At 38.5% G+C, this 12,888-nt stretch carries 15 protein-coding genes and 1 pseudogene; 4 read left to right on the top strand and 12 right to left on the bottom strand.

Annotated features, from left to right (window positions below):
• Positions 1-92 precede the first annotated feature (92 nt).
• The 7 genes and pseudogenes from fghA to O1450_RS16260 form a co-directional block, all read right to left on the bottom strand.
• Positions 93-926, bottom strand: a complete 834-nt coding sequence (gene fghA / locus O1450_RS16290; protein ID WP_000439570.1) for an S-formylglutathione hydrolase — start codon at positions 924-926, stop codon at positions 93-95.
• Between the two features lie 473 nt (positions 927-1,399).
• A pseudogene (locus tag O1450_RS16285) lies at positions 1,400-1,797 on the bottom strand (VOC family protein).
• A 52-nt stretch (positions 1,798-1,849) separates the two neighbouring features.
• Positions 1,850-2,959, bottom strand: a complete 1,110-nt coding sequence (locus O1450_RS16280; protein WP_000842148.1) for an S-(hydroxymethyl)glutathione dehydrogenase/class III alcohol dehydrogenase — start codon at positions 2,957-2,959, stop codon at positions 1,850-1,852.
• Between the two features lie 21 nt (positions 2,960-2,980).
• Complete coding sequence (locus tag O1450_RS16275) at positions 2,981-3,256, bottom strand: metal/formaldehyde-sensitive transcriptional repressor (protein ID WP_001133626.1); 276 nt, start codon at positions 3,254-3,256, stop codon at positions 2,981-2,983.
• A 312-nt stretch (positions 3,257-3,568) separates the two neighbouring features.
• Positions 3,569-4,108 carry a plasmid replication DNA-binding protein gene (locus tag O1450_RS16270; RefSeq protein WP_033134789.1) on the bottom strand — a complete coding sequence of 180 codons (540 nt, stop codon included), beginning with the start codon at positions 4,106-4,108 and terminating at the stop codon, positions 3,569-3,571.
• Between the two features lie 66 nt (positions 4,109-4,174).
• The gene (gene repM, locus O1450_RS16265; protein WP_023271596.1) at positions 4,175-5,098 is read right to left on the bottom strand and encodes a replication initiation protein RepM; all 924 of its coding nucleotides are present in this window, start codon (positions 5,096-5,098) and stop codon (positions 4,175-4,177) included.
• Between the two features lie 539 nt (positions 5,099-5,637).
• Entirely contained in the window at positions 5,638-6,810 is a 1,173-nt protein-coding gene (locus tag O1450_RS16260) for a MobA/MobL family protein (protein ID WP_167588530.1), read from the bottom strand.
• A gap of 305 nt (positions 6,811-7,115) precedes the next feature.
• On the opposite strand from O1450_RS16260, the gene O1450_RS16255 reads away from it, so the two are divergent.
• Both O1450_RS16255 and O1450_RS16250 read left to right on the top strand, forming a co-directional pair.
• On the top strand, positions 7,116-7,892 hold the full coding sequence (locus O1450_RS16255; RefSeq protein ID WP_004762676.1) for a hypothetical protein: 777 nt from the start codon (positions 7,116-7,118) through the stop codon (positions 7,890-7,892).
• Between the two features lie 224 nt (positions 7,893-8,116).
• Positions 8,117-9,316, top strand: a complete 1,200-nt coding sequence (locus tag O1450_RS16250; RefSeq protein WP_004762678.1) for a hypothetical protein — start codon at positions 8,117-8,119, stop codon at positions 9,314-9,316.
• A 72-nt stretch (positions 9,317-9,388) separates the two neighbouring features.
• Here the strand turns inward: O1450_RS16250 and O1450_RS16245 are convergent, their stop codons facing one another.
• Positions 9,389-9,631, bottom strand: coding sequence for a hypothetical protein (locus O1450_RS16245; protein WP_004762680.1), 243 nt, complete (start codon positions 9,629-9,631; stop codon positions 9,389-9,391).
• Between the two features lie 147 nt (positions 9,632-9,778).
• On the opposite strand from O1450_RS16245, the gene O1450_RS16240 reads away from it, so the two are divergent.
• Positions 9,779-10,012, top strand: coding sequence for a hypothetical protein (locus tag O1450_RS16240; RefSeq protein ID WP_004762682.1), 234 nt, complete (start codon positions 9,779-9,781; stop codon positions 10,010-10,012).
• Between the two features lie 63 nt (positions 10,013-10,075).
• Here the strand turns inward: O1450_RS16240 and O1450_RS16235 are convergent, their stop codons facing one another.
• Entirely contained in the window at positions 10,076-10,591 is a 516-nt protein-coding gene (locus tag O1450_RS16235) for a hypothetical protein (RefSeq protein WP_002125020.1), read from the bottom strand.
• A gap of 53 nt (positions 10,592-10,644) precedes the next feature.
• Between O1450_RS16235 and O1450_RS16230 the strand changes: the two genes are divergently transcribed.
• Entirely contained in the window at positions 10,645-11,205 is a 561-nt protein-coding gene (locus O1450_RS16230) for a macro domain-containing protein (protein ID WP_002125033.1), read from the top strand.
• 1 nt (position 11,206) lies between these two features.
• Here the strand turns inward: O1450_RS16230 and O1450_RS16225 are convergent, their stop codons facing one another.
• The 3 genes from O1450_RS16225 to O1450_RS16215 form a co-directional block, all read right to left on the bottom strand.
• Positions 11,207-11,593, bottom strand: coding sequence for a type II toxin-antitoxin system death-on-curing family toxin (locus O1450_RS16225; protein WP_002125026.1), 387 nt, complete (start codon positions 11,591-11,593; stop codon positions 11,207-11,209).
• Positions 11,590-11,769: a hypothetical protein gene (locus O1450_RS16220; protein ID WP_026441249.1), complete on the bottom strand. Its 180-nt coding sequence runs from the start codon at positions 11,767-11,769 to the stop codon at positions 11,590-11,592. The genes O1450_RS16225 and O1450_RS16220 overlap by 4 nt, the downstream gene beginning before the upstream one ends.
• A 69-nt stretch (positions 11,770-11,838) precedes the next feature.
• Positions 11,839-12,174, bottom strand: coding sequence for a hypothetical protein (locus O1450_RS16215; RefSeq protein WP_002125021.1), 336 nt, complete (start codon positions 12,172-12,174; stop codon positions 11,839-11,841).
• Between the last annotated feature and the right edge of the window lie 714 nt (positions 12,175-12,888).

Below are 12,888 nucleotides of genomic sequence, written 5' to 3'. Positions count from 1 at the left end.
AATCAGTTGGTTATGTATTTATGCAACAAAGCCCCTTAAAACCAAATAGAAATGTCCTATACAGACATTTCCAAGTCAGGGTCTCCCAATGTTCAGCGATTCAATGCAGCCGCATGGTGGGCCATGTGTTCGCTCAAGTAGGTCGAAATAAAGTAGTAGCTATGGTCATGACCAGGCCGCAGATTGAGCGTTAGCGGGTGGTCTACCTGTTCACACGCGGTACGCAACAGTTGCGGTCGAAGCTGGTGCTCGAGAAACTCATCGCTCAGCCCTTGATCGACAAGCAGCGGTAAGCGTTCTTGCGCCACGCGAATCAGCTCGACCGTGTCATATTGCTTCCAGGCTTCCAGATTCTTTTCGCCCAAGTAAGCCGCCAGAGCCTTCTGCCCCCATGGAACTTGCGTAGGCGCCACGATCGGCGAGAACGCCGAGACACTTGCATAGCGACCGGGGTTGCGAAGCGCAATAACCAGAGCGCCATGACCGCCCATGGAGTGCCCACTGATGCTGCGTCTTGACGACGCAGGGAAGTTCGCTTCGATCAGCGCTGGTAATTCGTCGACCACATAGGAATACATCTGATAGTGATCGCTCCAAGGTAGCTCTGTGGCGTCTACATAGAAACCCGCACCTTGACCTAGATCATAGGCAGCATCGTCTGCAACGCTTTCTCCGCGCGGGCTGGTATCTGGGGCTACGACAATGATTCCGTGCTCCGCGGCATACCGCTGCACCGCAGCCTTGGTGATGAAGTTCTGTTCGGTACAGGTCAGACCTGAGAGCCAGTACAGAACTGGGAGCTTTTCATGCTCAGCCTGAGGCGGAAGATAGATTCCAAACCTCATCATGCAGCCAAGCACTGTTGACTCATGCTGAAAAACGTCCTGCCAACCCTCGAAGCTGGCGTGATGTTCAATGCGTTCCACGGATTTTCTCCTTATTTCAACGAGGTGGTGCTCAGGCGCCAATCAAGACGAATTTTCGTTCCATCCAGGATTAGTTAAAAATGCTTCACCGCACCACTCAGCAGGTTTTCAGCGTTGTCGCTGGCATGAAGATCGCTGCTACAAACCCAGACGCCACCACACCACGAAGGTCGGATGTCGACTTCAATGTACAAACAATAAAGTGTGTAATTCAGGGAGCCACTACCGCGATGCTCATTTTGGATTCTGTGTTTCTTGCATCACGCACCGAACTTTCAGTCCGATCGTGCTCATTGACCGTCTTTGGCTATGAAGGCGAGGTAACAGCCTTTCTGAGCTCTAATCAGCAGATAGAGGCTCAGAGTACCGTAAACCGTGTGGCATGAGCGGGCATGCCACACGGTTGCAGTGGAAGATGAGATTGTTTTTGGCTGGAACCAGTCCTTACACAATGACCTCACTTCTCCTAGGTTTTAGACAAAGGTGTAGGCGCAGACCTTATTACCAGCCGGATCACGCAGGTAGGCCGCGTAAGCACCCGGCAGGTGGCCACGTGGGCCAGGCTGACCTTCATCGGTGCCACCAGCGGCGAGGCCGGCTGCGTGGAATGCATTTACCTCTGCAGGGGTGGCAGCTGCGAAGCCTACCGTCACACCATTACTGGTGGGTTCTGCGCCATTGCTTGGGCGGGTGATCATGAAAGCAGGTTTGTCGCGACCGTACAGAACCCAATCGTTACCGAATGGCCTAGGTTTTTAATGCCGAGGGCACCTAGAGCGGCATCGTAGAATACAACCGACTTCTTAAGGTCGACTGCGCCGAGGAAGACATGGGAGAAAATATCGTTACCGGAAATTACTGGAGTAGCCATTAAAGTGTTTCCTTGATGGTTGGTTTTGAAAAATTAGGTATTGATCCGTGGATCAATAGTGAATGACAGTGCGAATTGACTTACCTTCATGCATTAGATCAAAGGCTTCATTGATCTGATCCAAGCCCATCGTATGTGTCACAAATGGTTCTAATTGAATTTTACCTTTCATGGCATCTTCAACCATTCCTGGAAGTTGCGTACGACCTTTTACGCCACCAAAGGCAGAACCTAGCCATTTACGACCAGTAACCAGTTGGAATGGACGGGTAGAGATTTCCTGACCTGCGCCAGCTACACCAATAATTACGGATTGTCCCCAGCCACGGTGTGCACTTTCAAGGGCTGCACGCATTACATTCACGTTGCCAATACATTCAAATGAATGATCTACACCCCAGCCAGTCATTTCGACAATGACTTGCTGGATTGGTTTATCGTAGTCTTTAGGGTTCAAGAAGTCCGTTGCACCAAACTCTTTTGCCAGCGCAAATTTATCTGGATTCATGTCAACCACAATAATACGCCCTGCTTTAGCTTGACGTGCGGCTTGTACGACTGCCAAACCAATACCACCTAAACCAAAGACCGCAACACTATCACCTTCTTGTACTTTAGCCGTGTTATGTACTGCACCGATACCGGTTGTTACCCCACAACCCAGTAAGCAGACATGTTCGTGATTGGCTTCAGGATTGATTTTAGCCAATGATACTTCTGCCACTACAGTGTATTCACTGAACGTTGAGCAGCCCATATAGTGGTAAATCGGTTGACCATTGTAGGAAAAGCGAGTGGTACCATCTGGCATTACGCCTCTACCTTGAGTTTCGCGAACGGAAATACACAAGTTCGATTTTCCAGATTTACAGAATACGCACTCGCCACATTCAGCAGTGTAAAGTGGAATAACATGATCACCTGGTTTGACGCTAGTCACGCCTTCACCAACCTCAACTACAACACCAGCACCTTCATGCCCGAGAATAGCCGGAAAAACGCCTTCAGGATCATCGCCAGATAAAGTAAATGCGTCTGTATGACACACACCAGTATGGGAGATCTTGATTAATACTTCACCTTTCTTCGGTGGTGCAACATCAACCTCAACAATTTGAAGAGGTTGACCAGGACCAAACGCAACAGCAGCACGTGACTTCATGGAATAATTCCTTATACAGATCTATTTTAAATATGATTTTAGAATCTTGGCGATTTCAGCCAATTCTTCTTTTCGTTGTTGTTCTGTGGTTTCACCTGATACTAAAGTGTCCTTTAAATGAACCTCCAACATTTCATTCATTAAACCATTAATAGCACCACGCACAGAGCATATTTGTTGCAGAATTGCACCACATTCCACATTGTCTTCTAAAGCTTTTTCAATCGCTTCAGCCTGACCCTTGATTCGTCTGACACGCGTCAGAATCTTTTTTTTATCTTCGACTTGATTTGGCATAAAGCTAATTCCTTAAATTTTATTATAGTATAGTACCCTATAGTATATAGAATGACAAGAAGCCTTTATAAAATTAATAATTGATAAAAGCTTATAATTAAAAAATTCTATATCTATTTTTAAGTTTTTATAAAATTAACATAATACGCCTTATACGAAATGCGTTATAATTCTCTTTAGAAATCAATGCTGTAGTTTCTAGTTGATAGCCCATCTTCCCCAAGGTGGGCTTTTTTTATGATTTTTCACGTTCCACGCCTATTCTTTGATCAATGTTGCACAACTTTGTTCATCTCAGTTAAACAATCGTGGTTAATCATAGGGTCTAAAAAAACGACTCCAAAACCCCCTTTTCTCAGGCTCTGGTTCAATGTGCTCAGGCACAGGAATGCGCTTATTTTCACTAGCCTCTGGTTCTTTTTGCATCATAGCTGCGACTTCTTCTTCTTCATTTTCCTCTGTCATCTGAGTGGGTTCTGGGTCGACAGACGTAGGGATATGAGGTTTTGGGGCCTCTAAAAGACGTTGCATAGCTTCAATTTGTTCTTGATAAAAAGATTCACGCTCTAATGATTGGTTTTCTCTAAGTAAAGCTTGATTCAATTGTTTTTCAAGTATGTCAACCTGTCGTTTTAATAAGTCAACTTCAGTCAAGTTTTGACTGTTAGTTGATTGACGTAAGTTGACATCTGATACTTTACTTTGGGGTTCTCCAAATACTCTTAAAGCTTCTGAAAAGTCAATTAATCCATCAGAACCTTTCGATAAATTTCCTTTATTTATATGAGCATATATAGCTTGTCTTGAATATCCATACAGCTTAGCTAATTCTGAAACTGATAATTTTTTCATATTGTAAACTGGGAGTTAAATTGAGTTAATACTTCACTGTTAAGTTGACAAAGTCAATTTACAAACCTATTTGAATCCTAATTCTTTAAGATATGGAGAATATTCTTTAATTTTTTTAGGATCTGTTAAGTCTCTAGATATTCTAATTATAAAGTCATCATAGCTTTCACCTGCTTTACTATATTTTGATGCGAATGTGGGTTCATAAGCTAACCTACCTGAGAACAAAAGAATCTGTTTATCTGTCAATTGGCCAATCAGTTCTAGTTGTTCACTCCTTGTTTTAGAAATATTTTTAACTGACGTCTTTGGCTTAAATGAAAAGCTATAGCCTGAAATTGATCGTCCAGTTTTATGCTGTTCAGACTTAACATTGATGTCCGTAAAAGTATTGATTTGAGATATAGCTATATCTAGAACTCTTCTTTTGAAATTATCTGAGCGCGTATATTCATCATCCGCAATACCAAGTTGCTGCCTAAATTCTGAAATCTCAAATACTGGAGTTTGACCAGTGCTACGCCAAGCAACTAGTAGTTCATAAAGTCTAGTGGCATATCTGCTTGTCAATTGACTTACTTGCTTTAGTTCATAACTAGTAAATCGTTCCTCAAGCCTTGTAATTAATGGGACGACAGCTGGTGAAAAGATAAGACTTACTGATGCTTCATTATCAATATAGCTAATTTCGCTTACCCAACGGCTATGAGTAGTTTTTACATTCCCTTTATCTGTTAAAGATTGATAAGTGAACCTCCTATCAAATAAGACCTTACTTGCCTCTTTCAAAACAGCATAAGCCGTATGTTTCTCTACACCGAAATTCTCTATATAGCTGGATGCATGAATTACTAAAGCATCATTAGCATTGATTCCTTTACCTGTTTGTCTAGCTTCAATAATTGCTAGTAGAACTAGCCTTTGCTCAACTAAATCAAGATTATAACTTGCATTAATTAGAGCATTATCTTTGACAACTAAGTCTTTCATTATTCTTATTACTACATCATAAAATCATGTAGTAATACTACATCAAATATTGAAGTAGTCAAATGGTCGATAAACGTAGTGATATAGGTCGATAAACGTAGTGATATAGGTCGATAAACGTAGTGATATAGGTCGATAAACGTAGTGGTATTACCTCTAAAACTATTGCTATTAGAGGCTTTCAGCTACTCTAAAAGTATTTAAAAGTATTAAAAATTATTAAAAACATTGAGAATGAAAAATTGCCCGTGGTTTTCGCTACGCTCAAACTCTATTGAATCTCGCTTTCGCTCGATTCAGGGGCAATTTTTCGGTTAATTCCTTCGTGAATTTGAGAAAAAGCAAAAGCAACTCGGAATTCGCTTCGCTCATAAAACTTTATGCTCGCTTCGCTCGGTCTAGGCTCTCATTTCGACATCTAAACTTCACTTTTTTAGGTTTGTTAACCTAAAAAAGCGGTTTTTCAGAGGGCCGAGGCGCGACTTTTGGTGATATCGCTCGTAGACACTCGCTCTGTACTTTCTGATCCAGATCCATTTTTAAAAACCCAGACCATCATAATCATTTCGTTTCGGTTCAAGCTGTGAGGGGTGTATTTCAGGTTTTGGCTTCGGCTGTGATGTTGGTTCAATCACTGGTTTTGGTTGTACAGATAGGACTTTAAACTCCATGTCCGGTTCAGGGTATAACCTGGCGTTGTTGAGATTAAAATTGATGGTATCGATATCCCATTTTTCGTGATGCAGGATCGGTTGCTGGGTTTGAATAATTTCGTTGATATCGTGGCCCAGTTCTTTTTTGTTGCTGGCTTTTTTAATGAGGTGATTGAGGTAGTGCATCACTTCAGGAGAGCTGAAGGGTTCGTTTGAGCAGCTGTAGTAGTATTCATGCTGTTGATCAAAGTGTTGTTGGCGCTGTTCCAGTTCTCGTTCTTTGGCATTGTGTTGTCTGATTTTCTGGATTTCCGTCAGGTATTCCACAGTTTCATTTTGTTTGCCTGTCCCCAGTTTGGGTTCTGGTAGGTAGAGGGTGCCGTGTATCTCGTTGTATTTTTCGTAGTTGTCTGCCGAAACTTGATTTTTAATTTGGATCTCCTGGCCATCGATCTGGTAAGTCACGGTTGGGCTATGTTCTGCCAATGCGTCATTCAGGTGATTTTCCCAAGCTTTTCGGATATGCAGGAGGTAAGTGGTGTAATCAGCATGGCCATCCTGGAGCTGGATTTTCTTGGCACCGCCTTTGGCCGGATCTTGGGGATTATAGCGTTTAAAGTACTGTTCGGCTGTGCGTTCAATGCCGTCATCGGCTTTGAGGGAGAACATGAGGTGGCAATGGGGCTGTTCTTCGCCGCTGAGACGCGATTTAACGTTGTGTATGGCGTATGAATGTGGATATTGCTGTGGAGCTATATGTTTGTCTAAAAACGTCTCTATGAGCGTTTTACGCTGGTCTGGCGTGAATTCGTTGGGAAGGGCAATTTCATACTCGATGTAGACTTTGGCATTGGCTCGCTCAAAAGTATCAGCGGCTTGCCAAAACTCAATTGGATCTTTTACCCAGGACGGCATGCATTTGCCAGGTTCAACGTATTCTAAAATTTCGTCACTTTTCTTGCGGACGTTTTCGTATTGCATCAGTCGGGAAATATAGAGGTAGTGGCCCATTGCATAACCTTTATTTTTGTTTTTGACGCTGAAATGGTAGCTGGCCATGTTCACCTCTAAATGGTTTTGGACCGGTTTTTATGGAGTGAAACGAAATGAAAACCGCCCGGATTTGGAATGCCTCAATGGCTGAAAAATCCGGTTGAAGGGGGTCAAGGGGGAAGCGCCCCATTGCGTACTAGTTTCTCCGATGAGGAGAAACTGTCAAGTGCGAATTATTTAAATAAAAAATAGAAATTCTTTTCAAGAAATTTTATTTTTTATTTAAATAATTATTTTCAGACTGCCCTCTTTAAATATGGTAAAACCATATTTAAAGAGGTTGCAGTTCTGAAAATTTGGTGGCCGATGATATGACACTAGAAAAAGCAAAAAAGCGTGGTAGACCTTCTCAACTTTTACAAATGGCAGAGTTACATGCTTTCGTTGAGTTTTTATTAGAAAAAGATCCTCGTTCGGAACTTCAAAATCAGGTTATTGATGCACTACAAGCTGAAGACTTTAACTTTGAAATGTTGTCTGAAGCTCAGCAGATTCTTGTGAAAGAAGCGTTAAAACCGTACCGTGAGCATTTGAAGCTTCAGTTGTTGTTTGATGAGTTGGTGAGAACTCCGGGAAGGACTAAGTATGAAGAAAAATTTTTGGAGCTGTACCAAGATTATAAAAAAGATGATCTAGATCCAGCTGAAATGAATATCCTGAAAACAATGTGTACGCGCTATCTGAATTTTAAAGCGCAAAAGCTTGAATACAGTGACTTGGAGCTGTATTTGAGTCAGATTCAGAAAAAGGATGCCGGGAAAAAACGTAAAGCTGAAAATCAACGTAAGTTTGAAGTGGGCGGTGGGGTTTTAAGTCTTTATAAAGTAAAAGATGATGAAAATTTAGACAGTAAAAAGTTTCTAAAAGGAATCGAAATTGACCGTTTTCTTGCCGGGAAATTTCGTCAATCTCAACTTTATAAAAAGGTTTGGGCACTAGAGCGACCAAATACAGAAAAGTATCAACTACTTTTTGAGGTTCTCCATCAGCTGTCTGGATATAGCCTAAAAGGGCAGACTTTAACGCTTCTCGATTTAGCGATTATAGATGCTCAAAAAAAGATAAAAAGTAGGTCTGAAAAAGAATGAATTTTTTGACTGTCCGCTTTTTAGCTGACTTTTCTATTTTGGCAATTGTAAATTTATGCGAAATTTATTATTTTAAAAATAAGGTCGCCTACCGTACTTACGCATGAGTAGAAAAGGGATAAAAAACCATAGGTTTAATTTTTAAAGCCATATCTAAAATTTAATTTTCTTAAGTATCAACTCGTTTGGTTCTTAGCATTTAAACATGCGTTGCTAGAAGTCTTATGACACCAAAGATTCTTTGTATAAAGAGTTTAGAGTTGGAAGTAGAGAAAATTATGTCTATTCAAGAATTCGCATTTCAATTATCTAAAAAAATTCAGGAACAGCATTCTGTAAAGATTAGCCGTTCACATATTTATGAATTAATTGCTTTAGATCAGGACTATAGGACCTATAGCTCTTTTGTTGCTCAAAATCTTTTACTTGATGCTCAATATGATGATTCTGAAGAATATTATCAGCATGAATTAATTGATGCCCTAACTCTAGAAATATTGAAAAATCCGCCTGAAACAGATTATCTAAATTATAGTGAAGATGACCTTCATTGGGATGATTATGAAGGTAATGCTTTACTGGAAAAGATTAAAAAAATCACCATAAGACTTAAGGATTTACTAAAATTCGATGCGTCAGAGGAATTATATTTATCGATTTCTAAAACGGTCTATCGAGAACTTTTATGGCTTAACTTAGAAGTTATTAACTTTAATGTCGTAAGAAAAGCACTAAGTTATATCGATTTTGAAAATGGGATGGTAGATCACCTAGAACTTGATGGTGAATATTTCGAGTTTTCAGAAATTGGGGAGGCTTTTGAAAAGATTTTATCTTATGCGAAAGACCGTAAGAATGCTGATGCATATGCTCTATTAGGTGCTTATTATCGTTATTTAGCAAATCAAATAGCTCCTTATGGTCGACATGAATCAAATTTTGGGAGTCGTTGGGACAATCATAAACAAAAATATATCAATTCTGATGAGACTAAGAAAAATAAAGAAAAGTATGAAGAATACATAAAGCAAGCTGAACACTTTGAATCTTATATTAAAAATTCACCTATGAATCTTCATGAAATTAATTTGGATGCAGACAAGGAAACAGTTTACAACCAGATTCTGTACTTGTGTAATCGAGGTGATACGAGTGCTATTGAATACTTCCTGTATGAAGAAATTTTCAAAAATCATGGAGAAGCATGGTTATACATCTACTTAGCTCAAATGTGTGGAGTTGATTTCACGCAGGATGATTTTAGAGCCTACAATGCTTATACAGGTGAGGATTATGATGACTATGGACCTATGGAAATCGCAGGTCGTGAGGCAATTCAATATGCTATAGATTTATCAGAACTAGATGTTGATAAAGATAATTTAGCTAGGAAGATTGCTGCAGAGTTATTTGAGAAAATTTAATTCATAGTCTTATAAAAAAGAGAATTTGAAATCTGTATTTGACTCATAAAATACAGATTTCATTATCATCGTTTAACATCCTGGGATAAGTTGTAGAAAGGCTGCTCTAACTTCAGAAAATTCGGCTTGAGGGTGATCTTGTAAAAAATATTCGGTCCAAATGAATGTTGCTTCATGGCCGTCATAGCAAGGATTTACATCCAGATAAAAAGCCAATCGTGCTGTTATGCAAAGTTCAAGATCATTAATTAATGTCAATCCAATCTTTTTTGCTTGAGAAGAAATAAGAAGCTTGGGCTGTACGAAATGGTTCATAAAACAAGTCCTATCAAAAGAGTAAAATTGCTTGATAAGAGTATTTAAACACATAAATAATGTGTCAATAACATTATTTATGTGTTTAAATGTAAATAAATAATCTGTGCTATACTTTTCTATCAAAACAATTCTGCTTTTTAAACTATGCCTTACGAAGAATTTCAAAGACTTATAGGTAAGTCTGGCCTTTCTATTAAAGAATTTGCAGCACTTTTAGATATGAATGCGAATTCAATTACCAACTATAAAAAGAACGGTAAAGTGCCCACTAGCATTGCAGTGATTGCAATCGTAATTTCAGATATGAAGGATGATGGTCTGGACTTTTATCCGATTTTTGAGAGAGTTCGGGCTTTCCGTGATCAAGATAGTATTTGACGTTAACCCAATTAAAGATTTAATTGGGTTCTAACAGCTGCATTTCGTAGATGAGATTTTATGTTAAATAGGGGTAATTAAAGATTGAATTTCAACCCCATTTTCATCAACTAATTCAATACCAACTGCTTTTAAACGATCTATAGGATCACCTGTTTTCAAACACCATCCATTAGGCATATTTGTTTTTAATCCTGAAAATTTAGTATCTAACTTTTTCTGTTCTTCATAGGAAATATGGGCTACACCAAGATTTCTTTGTAGAATTTTGGAGAGTTCAGCATCTGATAATTCATTGCTTTCAATTAATACCCATAAGTTGTTAAAGACATAAGCCATGGGAACAATATGTTCTTTCCATGGCTTAATAGCCATTGCTGATTTATTATTAAAAATATTCTTTGAGTATCCTTTAAAAAGCAGTTCATTTTCTGGATGAAATAAATGCTCCATTAATCTGGAGCTATATCCCCATGGTTTATTAATGTTTTCTTGAAGAGTGATAATGTTTTTTACATGTTGAATGATTAAATCACACGTGCTCTTAATATATTGATTAATATGTTCTTTTTCAGTCATGTTGGTTTTCCAAAAAATTACTGCTACCTTAGCGATTTTATTATAGTGATAAAATGAGTAATCTTAAGAAAGTTATTTTAATCCAAACAGATATTACAACATTCGCTGTACAGGCTATCGTTAATTCAGCGAATAAGTCTTTGCTTGGTGGCAGTGGGCTTGATTATATCATTCATAAAAAAGCAGGACCTTTGATGAAGACTGAATGTATTCAACTTCATCAAGAAAAAGGCGGGTGTTCAACTGGACAAGCAGAAGTTACTACTGCTGGAAACCTGCCTGCCCAATATCTTATTCATGCTGTTGGGCCAAGATGGTTAGATGGTGAGCGTAATGAACCACAATTGCTTTGTGATGCTTATAGTAATGCGATTATGAAAGCTAACCATGTTGGTGTAAAAACTATTTCTTTTCCAAACATCAGTACAGGTGTTTATGGTTTTCCTCGCCAACTGGCAGCCGAAATTGCAATTGGTACCATACTTTCAACACTTCCCCAATATGACTGTGTTGAAGAAGTATTTTTTGTATGCCGAGATGATGAAAACTATTTAATTTATAAGGAGATACTTTCTAACATTAACGACCCAAAAATAAAAATACAGATTGAATAAATTAAATTATAGATAGCTCATATAAGAATCCTGCTACCAGTTTGGCTAAAAGCTCATGATCTTCTTGGGATTCAACGATATCAACCATTAAATCATCTAAACCCGTGTGTTCTTGAATGGTCACACCTTGGATTTCAAGATAAGTTAGCATCACTGCTAGCCCTGTTCTTTTATTTCCATCGACAAATGCATGCCCTTTAGAAATTGCAATACCAAACCATGCAGCAATTTCAAAGATATCACTCACATTACTGTAATACATTTGCTGATCTATACGGTTTAGGACGCTTTCCAGTTTCTCAATCTGGCAACCAGATCGACCTACACCTGTTTGAAGCAAAATCTCGTCATGTACAGCAATTACGAATGTCGAACTAATCAAGCTCATTTATAAGCTAACTCTTGTATTTCTGCTTTATGTTGCTGGATCACTCGTCTAGCACTATGCATAACAACTCGTTTAGTTGCTTCATCATTACTAAACTTTATAGGTAAAACTTGTCCAGAAACCTTTTCACGACTAGATACTTGTTCAATATTATAATCTTTAAGACGTTTTCTCATATCGCTTACCATTCTAAGAGTGATCGTGTGTATTTTAACGCAAGTTTGTTGATCTAACAGTAGTGTTGGTCAAATTTGATAGTGTGAGTCTTTTTTTAGCACCGATTGTTCTGGATTTAAATTAAAAAAATCATAGACTTTATTAATTTTTGATTTATATAACAATGTCTTATCCAAATAAATAATTGATTTTTCTTTGTTGGTATCAAAAATTACTCGACCTCTTGGGATCTGTTCATACTCATAGTTTTGTAGTTCAGAATACTTTTCTTGCAATGTAATCCAATATTCAATATGTGTATATGGGCTATCAATCAGGCCAATAGAGTCTGCTTTCGTAATATTAAAGGAATGTGCAATACCAATGACTTGATTATTCCAGTACCAAAAGATCCCTATTTTCATTTGTCTTTATGCCTAGTTTTAAGTTCAACTAAAATTAATATAATACGGATTATCCGAAAATATTCAGACAATAAAAAACCCCGACATCCTGTCGGGGTTTTTCGTATTTGGTACTAGGGTCAACTCCTGTCATCCCTCGCGTCCTGTCGCTGATCTTCTTATTTTTATCTGGAACATCCTGTTCTCAATGAAGCCATGATATGCAATCTAGGGGTATCTGCCTATTGGTCGATTTCCTGAATGATTGTACGCCAGAACGCACATGCATATATCCTCAAATTATCCCAAGAATTGTCCGCAGGAAATGGGGATAATTTCAGAAATGAGAGCCTTTAGAAATCAGGAAAATTTGGATTTTTGAATATTTTTTAACCAATTTTATTGGCTAAAAGTGACAAAAGTGCTTAAAAAGCAGCCGACTTGTTTCGGAGTCGGCTTTTTAGCTATTTTTTAGTCATGACTAATTTTTTAAATATTTGAAAAACAATAACTTTTTATAAATGATTTCGCATAACCACCATTATGTTAAATGGATAGTTAACTACATGGTATTTCTGTTCGATTAACTAGCTCTTTCAGCTTTTCCAAGAAATCACGGCTTAGTATTAGCTCCTCTACTTTTTTATCTGATATGGGCTTTGTTGCATAAAGATTTTGTAAGCTTCTGATTTAAATAGGTTTGTATGAATTTCAACCTAAAAATTAAATGAACAA

Origin of the sequence: Acinetobacter sp. TR11 (genome assembly GCF_027105035.1) — a bacterium.
Lineage (GTDB): Bacteria > Pseudomonadota > Gammaproteobacteria > Pseudomonadales > Moraxellaceae > Acinetobacter.
Note: the sequence above shows the minus strand (reverse complement) of the source record. Positions and strands in the feature narration are given on the sequence as shown.